The organism is Mycobacterium sp. (assembly GCF_049585075.1).
GTDB lineage: Bacteria > Actinomycetota > Actinomycetes > Mycobacteriales > Mycobacteriaceae > Mycobacterium.
Genome location: NZ_JBAUZA010000056.1, coordinates 1 through 19366 on the forward strand (window position 1 = coordinate 1; position 19366 = coordinate 19366).

The following is a 19366-nucleotide window of genomic DNA, read 5'->3' on the forward strand; positions in this document are numbered from 1 at the left end:
CCGCATTTGGGCCGGCCGGCTGGATGTTCGTCACATCGTAGGACTGCGGAAACTTCCCAGCCCGGAACGCGTCTCTCAGGTCGTGGTCGGCAACGCGGCCGTCGTTGTCACTGATGCCGCCTGCAACCAGACCCGTCTTGCTGTGGTAGTTCACGCCAGGATTGGTGAGGTTGGTGCACAGGCTGGATATGTCGCCCGCCGTCGGCAGTTCCTGCCCCCCCGGCGGCGGGGGTGGCGGCGGGTCTTGGGCAAACGGCACACCGACCGCGACCGGCTGCACCTGCAATGCGGCCGGGTGGCCAGCGGCGAGCGACGTCGCGCCGGCAGCTGCGGCTCCAATCGCGGCGACGGCTGCCACCCCGGTGACGAAAGTTTTCACGGTCATTACTGTCCCTTCGGTTTGGACCTAAACATCGATGTCATTGTGCTGGCCGCAGTATCGCCCGCGGCGGTACCGACGTGGTGTGTCGCGCCGGCAAGTGGCGCTCTACCCGGTAAGAATCCGCCATTCGGTGGCACCTTGCTGCTGACGCCAGAATTCGTCGAAACGTCCCCCGGCGGCGATCAGCTGGTCTACGCTGCCGTCCTCGACAATTCGGCCATCGTCGAGAAAAAGAACCCGGTCGGCATGACGGATGCTCGCCAGCCGATGGGCGACGATCACCCGGGTACGCGATTGCGGATCGGCGGTGAGCGCGTCAACAACGGCCGCCTCGTTCTCGGTATCCAGCGCGCTGGTTGCCTCGTCAACCAGCAGGATCGGTGCGGGTTTGAGCAGGGCCCGCGCGATGCTGACCCGTTGACGTTCACCGCCCGACAGCGCGGATCCGGCTTCGCCGACGATCGTCTCGGCACCGTCGGGCAGCCTATCGGTGAGCTCGTCGACCCGTGCCAGCGCAACAGCACGGATGAATTGATTGGTGTCGGCGCCGGGGTCTCCCGCGAGCACATTCTCGCGGATCGTCCCGTGAAACAGGTAGGGATGTTGGAACACCACACTGCTTGCAGCGCGCCGAGTTTCGGCATCGAGGGTTGCGGCGTCCACGCCGTCGATCAGGACACGGCCGCGGGTGGGCTGATGCAAGCCGGCGATCAGCGCCAACACGGTGCTCTTGCCCGAACCGGACGGTCCGACGATCGCCGTCGTAGTGCCCGGTTGCAACGAAAAACTCACGCCATCAAGCACCGCCGCACCTGCGCCGTCGTAGCTGAACGCGACATCTTCGAACTCGATACGTGGTGCGCTGCCGTGGCCGCTCAGCGATTGGGTTCCGGCATCCATGACCGGTGCGGTCAGTACGGCTCGAATGCGGTCGAGCGTGGCACGCGTGCTCTCCAGGGCCGGCGCCAGCTCGCTGATCGTGGTGAAAGGCTCTAGATAGCGGGCGATTACGACAATCAGAGCGATCGCCGCAGGCACGGGCAGCGCGTCCGTCGCCGTCAGCACGGTGGTCGCACCGGCAAGCAGGATGAGCGCCAGCTGGCTGGCAATGCTGAACAGCAGCTGGCCCGGAATCCGCATGCCCAGTAACCGCATCGTCGCGCCATGCTGTGCGGCCAGTGCGTCGCCGACCAGACTTCGGGCCGGCTCGACGCGCCGCGCGGCCCGCAACGCCTGCTGGGTGCGGGCGAACTCGATAATGCGTTCGGTGAGCGCGGTGTTGGCTTCGCCGGCCGCGGCATCCGCGCGGCGCGCCAGGCGTACCGATGCCCACAACGCTCCCAACAGCAGTGGCACACCACCCATCGCGGCGACACCAAGCTGCCAAGAAACCGGCAACAGCGCCACCGCGATCGCTGCCGGTAGCAGGACTGCGGTGACAAGCGGTGTCAGCAGGTTGACTACCAGACCGACGAGTTCTGGCCCCGTCGCGGCAATCGCCTGCCGCGCCGCCGCGGTGTTGTCGGCGCCAAACCAATCCAGTCGCACATCAGGAAGCCGGTCCGCCACGTCGTGCTGGGTGTGGTCGAGCACGGCAAAACCAAGATCGAAACCGATTCGCGCAGTTGCGGTGTCGATCACCCATCCAGTCGCCGTCGCTGCGGTCAGCCAGCCCAGCCACACCAGCGCCCGTTGCGGGGTGTCGCTGAACAGGGCTGCGACCAATGGGACCAGCAGCACGGTGGCGATCGCCCGCACTATCACGGAGACCAACGCGAGCACGGTGTAAGCGACCACCTTGCCGCGGCGATCGCTCGGGACCAGACCTAGCCAGGTACGGATCATCGGATCGCCTCCTGCGCCGTGCTGGCAGCCATCTGGCCTCGATGACCGCTATCCCAGAGCCGCCGGTATCGCCCACCTACAGCGAGCAATTCGTCGTGGGTACCACGCTCGGCGATCCGGCCATGGTCGAGCACAACGATCTGGTCAGCTCCGGTTACGGTGTACAGCCGATGAGCGATCACCAACACGGTGCGGTCCCGCATGAGCCGGTTGAGTGCCTGCTGCACAAGGTATTCCGATTCCGGGTCGGCGAACGCCGTGGCCTCGTCAAGGATGAGCACTTGCGCATCAGCGAGGATGGCACGGGCGATGGTCAGCCGTTGGCGTTCCCCTCCCGAAAGTCCAGTGTCCGCACCCAGCACGGTGTCGTAGCCGTGTGGCAATCGCATGATGCGCTCATGGATCTGCGCGTCGCGGGCGGCGGCCTCGACCTGCGCGGCGGTGGCATTCGGGACGGCCAGCGCGATGTTCTCGGTGACGGTGCCGTGCACGAGCTGAGTTTCCTGCAGCACGAAACCGACTCGGGTGTAGAGCTCGTCGGGCGTCATCGTCCGGATATCTTGTCCACCAACGCGTATCGCACCATGCTGAACGTCGTGAAATCGCGCCACCAGCGCCGCTAGCGTCGACTTTCCAGATCCAGACGGGCCGACGAGCGCGGTGACCGTACCTGGCCGCAGCGTCAGCGAGACGTCGTTGATCACCGGCACGCCCACCCGGTAGCCGAAGCTGACGTGGTCGAACACCACGGTGGCAGACGCGTCGCCGTCGCCAGCCTCCGATGGCTGTTCACGCACGGAGAGTTCCGGCTCATCCAGCGCGATCTGCAGGCGTCGGGCCGCCAACATCCCGGCACGGATGCCGCCGAGCCCGTAGGCGATATTGAGCAGCCGCGCGCCGAATGTGGTGCCCAACAATAAAAACGGCAACAAGTCGACCGGATTCATCCGGCTCGTGACGACCAGCAGGGTCCCGGTGGCGGCGATCAGCCACAGGAAAGTCGACGGACGGGTGGCCAGATCCATCAGGGTCTTCTTGCCGGCCAGCGGACGCTGCCAGTCGACCAGAAACCGGATGTACTCGTCGAGGCGGCGTCGGAAGCTCGACGCGGCGGCACCGCCGAAGACGCGGATCACCGGCTGGCCGTCGAGGTAGGCACCGGCCTCGCCACTCATCGTCTCGGCCCAGCGCTGCGATTGCGGGATGCGCGGCCCGGACTGAATCGTGATGGACGACGTCAAGATCAGATAAATCAGCACCGGCACGAACAACACCAGCGCCACCCGCCAGTCGACGACAAACAGGTAGACCAGTACCGCCACTGGGGCAACCGCTGCGGCGACCGCGTCGGGGATGGCGTGGGTGACCAGATAGTGCAGGGACAGCGTGTCGTCTTGCACCAGTTGCTTGATCGACCCCGACCCGCGAGCGGTGAACCAGCCCAGCGGCAGCCGCGATAGCTTGCTCAATAGCCGCGAGCGCAACTGGCGGGCAAACCGCGCGTCGATAGCGTGCAGCCACAACGTGAGGGCAGCGCCGAGCACGGTGCCGACCCCCAGCAGCGCGACGGCGGCGATCCCGATCTCCCGCACCCTGGACGCCTCGGCGCCACCGGCCAACATTCGCGCCAACCCGACGAGAAGCACGAACGGCGCGAGCTGCAACAGCGTTATCATCGCCTGCAGCACACCGGAGACGATCAGCGCCGAACGCAGCGGCGCTAGCAACCGGCCGGCGGCCTGCGCACGCCAGCTGCCACGAGACACCGGTGCGGTCGGTTCCTGTTGTGCCACAGCATCTTCCGATCGCACTTCTTCGGGCTTGTCATCGCGGCGAGTACCCATCGCACGACCGGCGCTCCAGTAGGCCTGAGCGTGTATCTCGGATTTGGGAAAACCGAATTCGTCGCGCAGCCGTGTCCGGACGTGCTTGAGCGTCGTGGCCTCCGGTGTCGCCCACGCGTACCAGTTCGACCAGTCCCGCTGGTCGATCGCCGCCGCCAGTGATTTCTCGTCGCGGCGGGCAATCCAATGCACCTTAAGCCGCGGATGCTGCGCGAGTGGGATCAGCGTGTCGTTGTCGTCGTGTTGTTCGAGATACATCTCGATCGGGACGTCGACGGGGACGACCCCGATGATCCCGTTCATCCCCGGGATCGACGCGGAGTCACCAATCAACAGATAACCGGCGGGCTGCTCGTCGGGGATGTCGAAACGCGACGACCCCATCAACGACATAACCGCGATCGTCGCGCCGGGGTGTACGGTGCGCGCCCACGACGACGCGGGGCCGGCCGGGTCGTGCAGCACGATGTCTACCGCGAAGCGGCCGGTGGACACGTCGGACTCGGAGATCGTGTAGGCGCGCTGGAACTCGCTATGCGACCCGTCCGGGTCGGGAAACCAGAACCGCAGCCACGCCGCGGGTTCGGCCTGCGCGTCGTCGAACAACGTCGGTGACTGCATCCGGATCCGCAAGAAATGCGGCGCCAATTCGACGGTTTCGAGCACTGTCGCGGTGTGGTCGCGCGCGCCGAAGCCGCGCAGCATCGCACCCTGAAATCCGCGCGCCATCAGCCGTTCATCGCCTCGCGAAGGGTTTTCGGCCGGATGTCGGTCCAGTGCTCCTCGACATATGCCAGGCACTCCGCACGGCCGGCTTCGCCGAAGACCTTGCGCCAGCCGACCGGGACGTCGGCGAACGCCGGCCACAGACTGTGTTGGTCTTCATCGTTGACCAACACCAGGAAGGTGCCGGATTCGTCATCGAAGGGATTGCTGCTCATTATCTCTCCTAGTCGAGGGGTCGGTTCGGGGCCGGAGTTCGGCGCCCAGTACGCGGTCGGACAGCAGGCCCAGGCAGCTGAGGTTGGGGAATCCGGGGCCTTGGTTGAGCCCGGCGAGGTTGGGCAAGAACAATTTTGGGGCGACGTCGACGACGGCTAAGTCGTGTCCGATGGCCTCCTGCAGGCTATCCCCGGTCAGCGGACCACCCAACCCAAGCTCAAGCAGGTCAAGTGCGTCCTGGCTGAACAGCGTGGTGAACCACAGCGGGTCGGCACCCGATCCGTCGATGACCAGATCGAAACCATGTACGGTTTCCAGGTTTTCGCTGCCCCGGTTGGTGGACAGCGTCAACCGGATCTGCTCGTCACGGCCGACCGCGTGGGCTACCCGTCCGCGCAGATGGCGAATGCGGTCGTCGGCCAGCAAGGCGTCCTGGACACTCGACGAGAACACTCCGCGGTCGGTACGGGCGATCGCGTCCCGGCGTTCGTCCAGCGTCAGCGCCGTCCAGTCGGTGGGGTCGGAGAACAGCGCGTTCTCAAAAAAGCTCTCGCCGCGGGTAAACAGGGTCACTTGCGGCGAGATCACGGTGACGGTCGAAACGCTATGCCGAAAAAGTTCATTGAGCATCGCCGCAGCGGTCTCGCCGCCCCCGATAACCGCTACCCGCTCGGCGGTGATCCGCTCGTGTTGGCCGGCGCGATGCCAGAACTGCGCGATCGACAGCACCCTTGGGTTGCCGGGCAGCAACGACCGTTCGGCCTGGCCGGGCCCAGTGATCATCAAACCGTCCGCGTGCACGGTGCTTTCGTTCGTGTGCAGAGCCCACCGCTCGCCGTCCACAGCAAGCCGTTCGACGTCGCCGTAAATGACTGTCATGTCGATCTGCTCGGCGACCCAGCGCAGATACTGGCTCCACCGCCTATGGGCAGGCGCTGGTCGACCGCGGTCGATCCAGTGGGCAAACTGGCCGGTGGCAATCAGATACGACTGCCAGCTGTAGCGGGTCATCCGCTCGTCGAGTTCAGCGTTGCGGCGTGGCGCCAACGACGAGCGATACGGGAAGCCGATGTCCTTTTCCGGGCTCGTCCCCAGTCGCTGCGCCCCGTCGGTCCAGCCGCCGCTGGCCTGCCAGTTGGCGCCGACCCCGATCCGCTCGACGGCAACCACCTCCGGTGCGTCGATCCCCATCTGACCCAGCACACGGGCCTTGGCGGCGACTGCCACCGCCTTGACCCCGGCGCCTAGCACCGCAAGCGTGGTCATGTCACCATCTCCTCGAGCGCTTCGGTCCAAAGCGCCTGCAACTCAGCGATATCCGAGTCATCAAGAATGTCGGGGAGCGCCCTCCATTGCGACCCGAGCAATTGCCGACCACCGTCGCGGACAACGACGACCATGATCGTCAGCTCATGGCGCACCGCGAGGTCGGGCTCCGGCACCGCCGACATTCCGGCGAGCAGGCTGCGGTCCAGCCGCAGACCGGTACCGGACGAGTGGGCGGCGCCGAGATAGTTCACCAGCAGCTGCGGACCGGGGAATGCGCCGAGTTGCTCGGCGGTGTCGGCGCGCAGATAGCGCAGCAGTCCGTAGTCGAGCCCGTCGCCCGGGATCGCCGCTCGCAGTCCTCCGACACGTCGCGGGTCAGCCGAGTCCACTCGCAGCGGGTAGATGGAACTCAGCAGGCCCACGGTGTCGCCGGTGTCGACAGCGCGGTCGATCGTGTGCTGCACCAGAGCGTCGGCGCGGCCGTGGGTTTCCAGCGCCAGCAGCGGCGCCGGGGTCGGTTGGCCACGTGCTTCTCGCCACCGCGTTACCATCGCCGACGCCGCGGCCACGAGCAGGTCGGGCAACGGCACGCCGCATGCCAGCAGTCGAGCGGTGACGTCGGCGTCCGCGATCGTCGTGCGGACAAGCAGATCCCCGGCCCGGTCGTCGCGGTGGCCTAGCCGCCGCGCGCCCAGGTCTGGGTCGTCACCGGCCAGTTGGGCACGCCAGAACGGCGCGGTATCAAGTTGATTGGCGCGTTCCTGCAGCGCCGCTGCCCAGCGTCGGTAGCTGGTGTGCTCACGTACCGGGGCGGGCGCGTGTCCGGTCCCCAGTGCTTGCAGGGCCGTGGCCAGTTCGCCGAGCACCACCCGCCACGACGCAGGGTCCATCGCCAAAACGTGTGCGGTGAGCAGCAATACGCTCTCGCCTGCGGCGGGCCGCAGCCACACCGCCGCCAGCAGCACGCCGCGCTCGGGATCGAGGCGGTCGACTGCCGCCGCGGCGTGCTCGGTGACCGCCGCTTGCAGGTCGTGAGCCACCTCAACCTCGGTCAGGTATTCGCTCCCGGCAACCGGCTGCAGTGTCATCGTGGCGCGATCCAGCCGAGTGTTCAGCACTTCATGACCGTCGACGACGCTGGCCAGCGCGGCGTGCAAGTGCGCGCGGGTGAGGGTTTCAGGCAACCGGATGGCTTCCGTTTGCGCCAGACGGCGCGGCTCGCCGTATTCGTAGAGCCAGCGCGCGTTGGGCAGCAACGGCATTGGGCCGGCGCCGTCGTCTGCATTCTCGGTGATGTCGACGGTTTCGGAGTCGATCGCCGCGGCGAGTTCGCGGATCGAGGGGTGCTGCAGGATAAGCCGGGCGCGCAGTGCTATCCCCCGTGCCCGCGCTGCATGCACCACCGACAACGCCGTGATGCTGTCCAGGCCAAGTTGCAGAAAATCAGCGGAGACGTCGACGCGGGGCAGTTGTAGGACATCTGTGACGAGTTCCGCCAGAACAGCTTCGGTGGCGGTCGCGGCCTCGGTTTCGCCGGTCACTGCCGGATCAGCTCTATCGGCCGCCGCCAACACGGTTTCATCCAGCTTGCCGTTAGAGGTAAGCGGAAATTCGTCGAGAAAAACGATCCGCTGCGGAACCATGTAGCGCGGCAGCCGGGATCTGAGCATGTCACGCAGTTCGTCCGTCGAGGCCGACCTACCCGTCGTGTCTGTCGTCGTGACATAGGCGGTGAGCCGCGGAACTTCCAGCCGCTGCTGTACCACGACACCCGCCTGCCCAACATCGGGATGCGATTCGAGTGCGGCGGCGATTTCGCCGGGTTCGACGCGGTAGCCGCGGATTTTCAGTTGGGAGTCAGCGCGTCCCAGGTATTGCAGTGACCCGTCGGGGTGGCGGCGCACCAGGTCGCCGGTGCGATACATTCGCTCGCCGGCAGCGAACGGATTGGCGACGAAGCGCTGGCTGGTCTCCGCCGCTCGACCCAGGTAGCCGCGGGTCAACTGGGCGCCAGCCAGGTACAACTCGCCGGTTGCGCCGTGGGGCACCGGCCGCAACCCCGAGTCCAGCACGTAGCCGCGGGTGTGCCGCGTCGGCCGCCCGATCGACGGTTCGTCGTGCTCGGCGATGCCGGCCACCATCGCCTCGACGGTGGTCTCGGTGGGCCCGTAGCAGTTGTACGCCGTCAGCCCACTGTCGGCGCACTGGTTGCGGATGAATGTCCACGCCGCCCGGCCAACCGCTTCACCGCCCATCGCCAGCACCGCCAGTGGCACTTCAGTCAGCAGACCAAATGCCTTCATTTGGGCGAACATTGACGGGGTGGTGTCGATCATGTCGATGCGGTGCTCGGCGATCACCTGCACCAGCGCCTCGGCGTCGGTCTGGGTGTGCTCGTCGACGACGTGCACGGCATGACCGTCGAGCAGCGCGACCAGTGGCTGCCAGGCGGCATCGAATGCGAACGACCACGCGTGCGCGACGCGCAGCGGGCGGGCTAGCTTCGCGGCCGCGGATCGCAGCACGTGATCCAGATGGTCGTCGGCGTAGGCATTCACCGCGGCGTGAGTTCCGATGACGCCCTTGGGTTCTCCCGTCGTACCGGAGGTGAAGACGACGTAGGCAGCCTGCTCGGGTGGCACGTCGACCGAACGGAGGTCAGGGTGTTCACCTTCGCTGGCCTCCACCAACCAGCCGTCGATGATAATCGTCGCGCCGCTTTGGCGCAGAATCGAATTCACTCGTTCCGGGGGCATCCCCGGCTCCAGCGGCACACAAATGGCGCCGGCCTTGAGCACCGCCAGCATCGCGATGATGTATTGCGGACCGCGCGGAAGCTTGATCGCGACGGGGGTTTCGCATGCGGCGCCTCGGGCGGCCAGCGCGGCCACCAGTCGGTTGGCCGACATGTCGAGCTCGCGGTAGCTCAGCCTGCCACCGGCCCAGCTGACCGCGAGGTTGTCCGGCATCTTCTCCGCGATCGCGGCGAACCGCCCCTGAATGCTCTGCGGTGCAGGTGGCGTCGCCGCGTCCACGGCGTGCAGCGGCGTCGCTTCGTCGTCGAGCAGCACGCTGACGTCATGCAGCGGCCGCTCCCACATCTGCAGTAGGCGCGCAGCGGTGGTCAGCACACGGCGGCTCAGGGTCGCGGCGGTCGTCGCACCCAGCGCGCCGTCGATCAGTTCGATCTGCGCAATGAGTTCACTGCCGGCCATGTGGAACGCAAGCACGACCGGGAAATGCGTCAGGCTTTCCAGCGCGGCGGGCCGGAAAGTGACACCGGCACTGTTGAGTTCGGCGTCAGCGGCCATTCCACCCAGCGGAAAATTTTCGTAAACCAGCAAGGTGTCGAACATCTCGCCGATGCCGCCCAGCGTTCGCAGCTGCGCATGGCCGAGGTAGCCGTGCTCGCGCAGCATCGCCGCATCGCGCTGTACGGCTCGGCATTGCTCACCGACCGCGACACCCGGGGTGAGCCGCACCCGCAGCGGCATGGTGTTGATGAACAGCCCGATCATGGTTTCCACACCGGCCAATTCGGCCGGCCTGCCCGATACGGTTACCCCGAACACGACGTCGTCGCGGTCCGTCAGCCGCGACACCACCAGCGCCCAGGCCATCTGCAGCAGCGTGTTGACGGTGATACCCCGCGTGCGGGAGCCGTCGACCAGTTGCGCGGTGGCCTGAGGGTCTGTTCGGAATTCGGTGCGCTGCGGCAGCCCGGTGGTGAGCGCGCCATCGCCTAGCGCAGCGGTCAGCAACGTCGGGCCGGGTAGGTCGGCTAGGTGTTGGCGCCAGATCTGTTGACTGGCAACATGATCGCGGTTGGCCAGCCATCCGATGTAATCCCGGTACGGCCGCGGCGCTGCGGGTAAGGCTGCGAGGTTCCCGCCAGCCTGATAGAGGATCATCATTTCGTTGACGAACACCGGCAGCGACCACCCGTCAATCACAATGTGGTGGGCGGTGATCACAAAGCGCCATTGCGCGCTCGGCAATTCCAGAAGCAGGAAGCGGATCGCCGGCGTGCGTTCGAAATCGAACGGCCGTTGACGTTCCGCGGTCTCCAGCGCCTCGACATCGTCGGGTGCGGCGGTGATGTGTCGCCACGGCAGGTCGACCCGTGACGGCACGATCTGGACTGGCCGCGCAATCCCCCGGCTGAAAAAGCTGGCCCGCAAGTTCGGGTGCCGGGTCAACATCTTCGCCGCGCAGTCGCGCAGCAGGTCGGCGTCCAGCGTGCCGGAGATGTCGGCGGCCATCCCGATTACGTATGGATCATCGGCGGGTTCAGCTTCGGCGGAATCGGCGAGCCCCGAAAGCACCGTCAGCGAGTACAAGCCCTCTTGCAGTGGGCTCAGCGCCATGACGTCCTCGATGTCGGACGCGATATCGCGACCGGAACCGGTTGCGGTGCTGGCGATCGTCATGGTGCACCGTCGCGCGATGTTGACCAGAGCCGTGTTACGGCAGCCAAGTCGGTCTCCGATAGCCCGGAGGTGCTCATCGGCTCGAAGGTGATGTCGGCTGGTTCGCGGGCGTGCTCGATCATTGCGGCATCCTCGTCGAGCGCATCCAATGCGGCGGCCAGCTGCCGCACGGTGGGGTTCTCAAACACCATGCGCGGGTTGATCGCAAGGCCGGCCGCCCGTGCCCGGGCAGCCAGCTGCACCGACAGGATGCTATCGCCGCCGAGGGTGAAGAAGTCGTCGTCGCGCCCGACTTCGGCGGTCGACAGAAGCTCGGCGAATACGGTGGCCAGCGCGCGTTCGGTGTCGGTGCGCGGTGGTTCGGTCTGCCCGCTGGTGCTGACCGCCGGGCACGGCAGGCCGGGCCGGTTCAGTTTGCCCGAGTCGGTTTTGGGCAGCGTGTCGAGGAGGGTGAGCGACGACGGAACCATGTAGCCGGGCAGCGTCGCGCTGACCGCGGCGCGCACCGAGCCCGCGAATGCCGCTTTCTGCGCCTCGTCGGTGATCGGCTGTTGTGGCACAACATATCCGGCCAGCGTGCTGCTGCCTTCGAGCTCCCAGGTGCGGGCCGCCGCGGCCGCGACGCCATCGGCCGCCGCCAGGGCGGCCTCGACTTCGGCCAGTTCGACCCGGAAACCGCGCACCTTGACTTGATGGTCGGCGCGTCCGACGAATTCCAGCTGGCCGTCTTCGGTCCACCGGGCGAGGTCGCCACTGCGGTACAACCGCGCACCCGGCTCGGCGGCATACGGGTTAGCGACAAATCGCGACGCGGTCAGCGCGGGCCGCTTCCAGTAGCCGCGGACCAACTGGTCGCCGGCATAGTAGAGTTCGCCGACCACGCCGACCGGTACCGGCCGCAGGCTGTCGTCGAGCAGATACGCGTCCGCTCCCGGTAAGGGCTTGCCAACCAACGGGATCGGCAAGCTCAGCGATCCCCGAGATACGGCGCCGGACGTTTCGGTTGAACCGATATTGTTCAGCAGCTCGGGGCCTTCCCCGCACACCGTCACCAGCCGTTGTAATAGCGATGTGCTTACCGGTTCTCCGCCGCACACCAACCGCGACAGCCCGTGCAGCGACTCGGGGCCGCTATCCACCAGCGCTGAGACCAAGCTGGGCACCGCGGTCAGCTGTGCGACCGAATGCCGTTGCATCAGCGCCGGCAAAGGTTCGGGGTTACGGTGCTCAGCGTCGTCGGCGAGGATCATGGTGGCACCGGCCGCCAGGCCGGCAAGCAGCTCCATACCGCCCTCGAGGAAGGTAATCGAGGCCTGTGCCAACCGAATGTCGCGGGCCTTCGGCGGGTACCGCCTCAGCTGCCAATCCAGCCGAGCCGTCATCGACCGATGGGTTCCTACAGTACCTTTCGGCTTCCCGGTAGACCCGGAAGTGAAGACCAGGAACATCGGGTCATCGGGGTGCGGTGCCGGCAACGTGCGTCCGTCGGAGGAGTTCTCCACGGCGGCACGTATTTCTGGGTCGTCCAGCGAAAGAACCTCAATTCCGGCCACTTGCGGCATTGTGTCGAGTGCCTCTGCCGTTACCACTACCACTGGCGGCTCGACGTCGTCGAGCATGAATTGCTTACGCGCCGAAGGGTAACCGGGATCGATCGGGAAGTAAGCGGCACCGGCTTTCATGATGGCCACCAGCGCCACCACCAGGTCAATGCTGCGTCGCGTTGACAGCCCGACCAGCGAGCCTGGACCCACCCCGCGATCGGTGAGCAGCGCCGCCAGGTTATCCGAACGACGGTGCAGCGAGGGATAATCGATTTCCTCGCCGCCGCAGCGCACCGCGATGCGATCGCCTCCCCATTGCCGACTGGGTTCCAGCAACTGCGGGATCGTGCGTGGCCGATCGGGCGGCGGCGCATCGCCGCGGCTCCAGTCCAGGATCCGATGTTGCTCGTCGGCATCGATCAACCCGACGTCACGCAGAGTCTGATCGAGGTTGTCGGCGAGTTCGTTGACAACCTGGGTCAGCCACCCGGCGAACCGCTCGATTGTCGACCTGCGGTACAGCTCGGTGCGGAAAATAATTTGTCCGTGATAGCCGGTGTCTGCCGAACCGTCGGTGCCGAAAAAGTTGATGCTCAGATCGGCATGCGCCATGTCGAACGGCGGATCCAAAGTCGTGCAGACGGTCTCCACGTCGCCCGGAGCGGTGGCGATCACCCGGGTGGCGGGCAGTTGATCGCGCACGTGCACGACAACCTGAAACAGCGGGTTGCGCGCCAGCGACCGCACCGGGTTGACGCTGTCGACGACTCGATCGAACGGTAGGTCTTGGTGCGTGTAGGCGGCCAGTGCTGCTTCCCGGGCCCGGTTGCACACCTCGCGCAGCGTCGGGTTGCCGTGCAAGTCGTTGCGCAGCACCACGATGTTGACGAAAAACCCAACCAGATGGTCCAATTCGGCTTCGGTGCGGCCGGCGACCGGTGTGCCCAGCGGGACGTCCACTCCCCCGCCGGCCTTATGCAGCACAACGGCGACGGCGGCCTGCAGCAGCATGAATTCGGTGATGCCCAATTCGCGGCATCGCTCGGCGAGCTTGGCGCGGGTTTCGGATTCGACACGGAATTCGACGGCTTCGCCGTCACCGCTGGGCAACGCGGGCCGGGGAAAGTCCGGCCGCAACCCGGTGTCCTCAGGCAGCCCGTCGAGCTGCCGAATCCAGTACTCCCGCTGCGCGTCCGAAGCCTCCCTCAGCACGGCACCCTGCCAGGCTGCGTAGTCGGCGTACTGCACTCGAAGCGGCGCCCATGCCGGCACCTCGCCGGCCAGACGCGCGCGATAGGCGGTCAGCAAATCGGTGAACAGCACGCCAGCCGACCAATGGTCCGCGGCGATGTGGTGCACGACCAACGACAACACCTGACCTTGGTCGGCATTCGCGGTGCCGAGCAGCGCAACCCGAAATGGCAGTTCGCCGTCCAACTCGAAGCAATGCCGACGCTCGATATCCAGTTGCGCTTGCAGCCAGCCGTCGCCGTCGCCGGTGGCACGGCGGACCGGGATCTCGCCGACCGGGGTGACCACTTGATAAGGAACGCCGTCGATTTCCAGGTAAGAGGTGCGCAGGATTTCATGCCGGGCGACGATGTCGCCGACGGCCGCGATCATTGCCTCGACGTCCCAGGGTCCGGTGAGCCTTGCCGCAAACGGAATATTGTTGACGGGGCTGGGTCCCTCCACCCGATACGCAAACCAGGTGCGCAGTTGGGAGGCCGACAGCGGCTGGGGTTCGTCGTGGGCGGTCGCGATCAGCTTGGGCCGCGATCGCACCGCCTGGCCACTGCGCAGCTGATCGACCCGCTCGGCAAGCCGGCCAACCGTCGACAACTCGAAGATGTCCCGGATGCCAAGTTCGACACCACATTCCGATCGGATTGCGGTGACGAGCCTCGTGGCAACCAGCGAGTGCCCGCCAAGGTCGAAGAACGAATCGTCGACGCCAACCCGTTGGTGGCCGAGCAGCTCGGAAAACAGCGCGGCAATTCGCCGTTCGGTCACGGTCGCGGGGTCGCGGTATTCGATGGCAGTCGCGATCTGCGGCTCGGGTAGCGCCCCGCGGTCGATCTTGCCGTGCGTGGTAATCGGAATTTCGTCGAGCACCACGTAGGCTGCCGGCGTCATGTAATCCGGCAGGGCCGCTGCCAGCCTGGCGCGGATCCGCTCGACGTCGACCGTCTCACGATCGGCGCCGTCGGCCGGAGTCAAATAGCCGACCAGGCTCTTGCCCAGATGCGGCAAGTCGGCGGCCACCACAACGGCCTGCCCGACGCTGGGGTCCACCGAGATGGCGGCGCCGACCTCGCCCAACTCGATGCGGAAGCCGCGGATTTTCACCTGCTCGTCGGCGCGGCCGACGAACTCGATATCTCCATCGGCGTTGCGGCGCGCCAAGTCACCGGATCGGTATAACCGGGCGCCCGGGTTGAACGGGTCGGCGATGAAGCGTTCGGCGGTCAGGGCCGCCCTGCGGTGATAGCCGCGGGCGACATGCGTTCCACCGATATAGATTTCGCCGATTACGCCCGGCGGAACCGGTTGCAGCGCGTCGTCGAGCAGATGCACCTGGGTGTTGATCTTGGGCCGACCGATCGGCACTACTCGGGTGCCCTGGGAACCTTCCACAGGGTAGCTGGTGGCGTTGACCACGGTTTCGGTTGGACCGTAGAAGTTGTACAGCAGCGCATCGAAGATGGCGTGGAACTTGTCGGCGATCTCACCCGGCAGCGGCTCGCCACCGATGGGCACTCGGCGCAGCGTGCGCCACTGGTTGACGCCCGGCAACGACAAGAACAGCCCGAGCAGTGACGGGACGAAATGCATTGACGTGATGCCTTCGCGGCGCAACAGCTCGGTCAGGTATCCGATGTCACGCAAGCCATCGGCCCGCGGAATGACCAGCCGTGCACCGCAAATCAACGTCCCGAAGATCTCTCCGATCGACACGTCGAAGCTCGGCGACGCAACCTGCAGCAGCCGGTCGGTTTCGTCGACCCGGTATTCGTCACCGAACCAGATGAAGTACTCGGCGATCGGTGCGTGGGGAACCGGAACACCCTTGGGCAGCCCGGTGGAACCTGAGGTGTAAATTAGGTAAGCGGTGTTCTCCGGCCGTAACGGCCTGATCAATTCCGGCGCCGTGATCGGGTAATCCGCCAAACCGGCAACCGGCTCGCGCAGCACCAATGTGGCTGCCGCGTCTTGCAAAATGAACGCCAACCTGTCCTCGGGATAAGTCGGATCGACCGGCAGGTAGACCGCTCCAGCTTTCAGAATGCCCAGCGCCGTGACGACCAGTTCTGGTGACTTGTCGATCAGCACCGCGACTCGGTCCTCGGTGCCGATCCCTCGCTCAATCAGCCAGTGCGCGAACCGATTTGCTTCCTCGTTGATCTCGCGATAGCTGTAGTGACGAGCTTCGTACACCACCGCGACGGCCTCTGGCGTACATGCTGCCCGCTGGCTGACCAGCGCAGGCAGTGTGGTGGCCGCGGTCGCGAAGTCTTCGCCCGACGACACCTGGCGCAGCCACTCGGCGTCGGCTTCGCTCATCAATCCGCATGCCGACAGAGCGCTATCGGGATGGGCCAGCGCGTTGTCCAGCAGCACGGCGTAGTGCCGCAACAGTTGATCCACGAGTCCGCGATCCAATACCTCGACCAGGTATTCGGCTTCGACCAGTGCGCCGCCGTCAGCGCTGGGCAGTTCGATCATCAGACTCAACGGCAGCTGGCTGAGGTGACCGCGCAGTTCGGCGCGCTCACATCGCACCCCGGGCGGGCAGAAGCCGCCGCCGTCGGGTTCGCGTAACCCGAAGCTAACCCGAGTCATCCGCTCGGCGCCGTGCCTGCGGTCGGGATTGGAGGCGCGCACCATCCATTCCAGATCGACACGCGAGTGGGCGAGCGCGCCTATTGCGCTATCGCGGGTTTGGGTCAGGAGTTCACGGAACGTCTGCCGCGGCTGCGGCTGCATCCGCATCACCACGGTATTGCCGTAGTACCCGATCGCCTTCTCGGTCCCGGCGCCGCGATTCAGCACTGGAGCCGCCACCAGGAAATCGGTTGAGTGGGTGTAGCGATGCACCAAAGCGCCGAACGCGGCCATCAACACCATGTATGGGGTCGCCCCGACCTGCCGGGCTAGCGCCGCCACGCGGTCAACGGTGTCCGACGACAACCGGGCTAAGGCGCGCTGCGCGCGCCAGGTGCTCGGCACCACCGATCCGTTAGGGCCTGGAAGTTCAAGCGGTTCAGGTAGATCCGTCATCAGCGAACGCCAGTACGCCAGGTCTTCATCAAAATTGCCAACGGCGTCGGCGATCACAGCCGCCGATGCTGCCCCGGCAACGGCCTGGTCTGGATCGACGTAGGCGTGAGTCAGATCGGCGAAAAACGGCGCCCATGACCCATCGTCCCAGGCGATGTGGTGCGCGGTGAGCAGGAGCATCAGCTGGTCCGTGTCGATCCGCACGGCCGTCACCCGCAGCGGCGAATCCTTGGTCAAATCGAACGGCTGCTGAAACTGCCTCTGTGCAAGCACTTCCAGCCTCAGCCGACGGGCCTGGTCGGCGAGCTCGGACAGGTCGTGCTCGGCCCAGCCCGGCCGCAGATCATCGCGGACTACCGAATGCGGAACGCCGTCACCATCGGTCTGGTAGATCGTGCGCAACAGCGGGTGCCGCACCGCGACGGTGTCAACCGCCCGTCGCAACGTTCCGACATCGACACTGCCAGTGAGCCGATAGGAGACGCAGATATTGAGCAGGGCGCTGTCGGGGTCTACCGACTGCACGAACCACATCCGCCGCTGACCGTCAGACATTTCCGGATGCTGCGAACCAGCCACATCCGCGGCTACGTCCGGCGCTGTGGTCGGCCGGGCCAGGCCGCGCTCAGCGATCCTGCGGCGCAACAACTCCAGCCGCTGTTCGTCCAGCGTATCGGTGCTCGTGATGTCAGTCACGCGTGGCTTCCAGCCTTTCTGGTGCTCGCGGTATGCAACGTGTCGATCAGTTCAGTGACGGTGATGCCGCCGAGCATTTGCGCCACCGGCGCGGAGTGCCCGACAACACGGCGCAGTCGCCTGCGAAGATCGAGCGCCAACAGCGAATCCAAGCCGAGATCGATAAGCGACGCACCCGGGTCGATCGAGCCCGAATCACCCAAGTGCAATGTCGTCGCCAGCTCGCCACGTACCACATCGGCGAGGGGTTGCGCGGTGAAGCCGTCGCCGGCCGGGGCCGTGTCTGTGTCGCCGTTGGGCACAATGCCGAACAGCGTTGGCGTTCCCTGGCTCTGGAAAAATACCCGCAGCCGGTCGAAGTCAGCGGCGAAGATCAGCGGATCGTCAGCGTACCAGCCCAGGCTGGCGTCCAGCGCCGCCGCTGCTTCCATCACAATCAGACCGGAGCGCTCGGTGCGGGTGATCTCACCGGCCTCGACCACCCCGGCGTCTTGCCACAGCCCCCATCGAATCGCCGTGCAATCCAGTCCCTTGGCACGCAGCTGGGCGGCCAGCACATCGAGCAGCCGGTTGGATGCCGCGTACGCGGCGTGGCCGTGGCCACCCCACACACCGAACACGGACGAGCAGGCCAGGATTCGGCATTTGGCGCGCAACGGCCATACATCGGTCAGCAACGCCAGCCCCGCGACCTTCGCCGCACACACTGCCGCCAGGTCCGCGCCGGTCAGGTCAGCATGCCCGCGGGCCGTGGCGATCCCGGCGGCATGGATCAGCAGCGACGCGCCGTTACCGCCATATGTGGCGGCCACGGCCGACAACGCAACGGGATCGGTGATATCGCATGGCGGGGCGTGCACTTCGGCATTGTGTTGTTCGGCCAGCTGGCCTAGTACGGCAGGGTCGAGGCCGTTGCGGCTCAACAGGATTACGTTTCGCGCCCCGTGTTCGAGGCAGTGCCGCGCATAGTGCAGGCCGATCGCTCCGTTGCCGCCGGTGATGACCACGTTCTCCAGCGTGGCGGTATCCAGACGTCGATTACCTGTGGAATCACGCCACTCGCGAAAGCTTCGAACATGGTGTCGACCGTTGGCACGCAACGCCGTTATGGCGGGCTCACCGAGCAGCACGTCGACGACAGCGGCCGCAGTCCGGGCATCGACATCGCGCGACGGCAGGTCGAGGTGGCCGAAAGCCTGATCGGGGAACTCTAAGCCGATGCTGCGGTGCATCGCCGCCAACGCCGCCTGCGCGGGCCTGACCTCCACATCGTCGGACTGGACCCGTTCGCCGGCTGCGGTCAGCAACCAGACGGCTCGGCATCGTCGACCGATGACCGCGGCATAGTCAGCCAGCCCCAGGTCGGGCCGACCGGCCATCTGTTCGATCGCCGCCGCCACGTCGAGCTGATCAAGCGCGGGCGCGATTACCGCGACCACGTCCGCCTCGCGCGGCGAAACTAGGTCGCAATGACTATGTGCCGCAATGGTATCGGCCAACCGCTGCGCCAGTGTGCCGGCAAAATCGCCTGCGATCGCGATCCCGTGCCGTGTCTCGATGGAGGTGATCGGCAGCGCTGCTTGCTGCCAATCCTCGACGGCAACCGTAAGCGCGCTCGGCGGGTCAGGTGCGGTGCCCGCCGGGGGTGTAGCCGCGGCCCAGAGGTGCACGGCACGCATCGGCGCATTCGGGAACCCGGTAAGCGGTGGTTGGATCGCCGTGGGCATCGCATCAGCCCAGCGGTAGGCGGGATCGGCGATCGCGACGGTGGCGATGCTCGTCGACAGCACCTCGGTGATGGGCTGGTCACGATGCCCTGAGCCAACAATGACTGCCGACTCGTCATCGACCAGTTCGGCGAGCGGATACAACAACGACGGGTGTGCGGCCAACTCGACGAAGGTGTCTGCCCCGGACTTCTGCGCCGCTTCCACCGCCTGGTCGAACCGCACTGTGCTACACAGACTCTCATACCAATAGTCGAAGAAATCAACGTCGCCGCCAACGTGGGCGCCGACACTCGACGCGATGAATTTCACCGGGGGGTCTTGGAATGTTGACCTGGGTAACAGGTCGACAAGGTCGGTGCGCAGTGGGCGGAGCGCGCTGGTGTGGCCCGGGTAGTCGACGGAC

Annotated in this window: 8 protein-coding genes; all 8 read right to left on the reverse strand. The window is 66.1% G+C overall.

Annotation, left to right across the window (positions count from 1 at the left end):
- A partial coding sequence (locus tag WB785_RS02535) for a hypothetical protein (RefSeq protein ID WP_424077122.1) occupies positions 1–385 on the reverse strand: 385 nt, incomplete at its 3' end.
- A gap of 102 nt (positions 386–487) precedes the next feature.
- Complete coding sequence (locus tag WB785_RS02540) at positions 488–2227, reverse strand: ABC transporter ATP-binding protein (RefSeq protein ID WP_424077123.1); 1740 nt, start codon at positions 2225–2227, stop codon at positions 488–490.
- Complete coding sequence (locus WB785_RS02545) at positions 2224–4800, reverse strand: ABC transporter ATP-binding protein/permease (protein WP_424077124.1); 2577 nt, start codon at positions 4798–4800, stop codon at positions 2224–2226. The genes WB785_RS02540 and WB785_RS02545 overlap by 4 nt, the downstream gene beginning before the upstream one ends.
- Positions 4800–5012 carry an MbtH family protein gene (locus tag WB785_RS02550; RefSeq protein ID WP_424077125.1) on the reverse strand — a complete coding sequence of 71 codons (213 nt, stop codon included), beginning with the start codon at positions 5010–5012 and terminating at the stop codon, positions 4800–4802. The genes WB785_RS02545 and WB785_RS02550 overlap by 1 nt, the downstream gene beginning before the upstream one ends.
- Entirely contained in the window at positions 4990–6279 is a 1290-nt protein-coding gene (gene mbtG, locus WB785_RS02555; RefSeq protein ID WP_424077126.1) for an NADPH-dependent L-lysine N(6)-monooxygenase MbtG, read from the reverse strand. Before mbtG ends, WB785_RS02550 begins: the two co-directional genes overlap by 23 nt.
- A complete protein-coding gene (locus tag WB785_RS02560; protein ID WP_424077127.1) occupies positions 6276–10712 on the reverse strand; it encodes an amino acid adenylation domain-containing protein in 4437 nt (1478 codons plus the stop codon). Before WB785_RS02560 ends, mbtG begins: the two co-directional genes overlap by 4 nt.
- Positions 10709–17233, reverse strand: a complete 6525-nt coding sequence (locus tag WB785_RS02565; RefSeq protein WP_424077128.1) for an amino acid adenylation domain-containing protein — start codon at positions 17231–17233, stop codon at positions 10709–10711. The genes WB785_RS02560 and WB785_RS02565 overlap by 4 nt, the downstream gene beginning before the upstream one ends.
- Positions 17230–19366 (reverse strand): SDR family NAD(P)-dependent oxidoreductase (locus WB785_RS02570; protein WP_424077129.1); only part of this gene is annotated, 2137 nt, incomplete at its 5' end. The genes WB785_RS02570 and WB785_RS02565, both read right to left, overlap by 4 nt.

Bases quoted from the DNA above. Each gene is read 5' to 3' on its own strand.
- WB785_RS02540 (WP_424077123.1), bottom strand. From the start codon at position 2,227: ATGATCCGTACCTGGCTAGGTCTGGTCCCGAGCGATCGCCGCGGCAAG.
- WB785_RS02545 (WP_424077124.1), bottom strand. From the start codon at position 4,800: ATGGCGCGCGGATTTCAGGGTGCGATGCTGCGCGGCTTCGGCGCGCGC.
- WB785_RS02550 (WP_424077125.1), bottom strand. From the start codon at position 5,012: ATGAGCAGCAATCCCTTCGATGACGAATCCGGCACCTTCCTGGTGTTG.
- mbtG (WP_424077126.1), bottom strand. From the start codon at position 6,279: ATGACCACGCTTGCGGTGCTAGGCGCCGGGGTCAAGGCGGTGGCAGTC.
- WB785_RS02560 (WP_424077127.1), bottom strand. From the start codon at position 10,712: ATGACGATCGCCAGCACCGCAACCGGTTCCGGTCGCGATATCGCGTCC.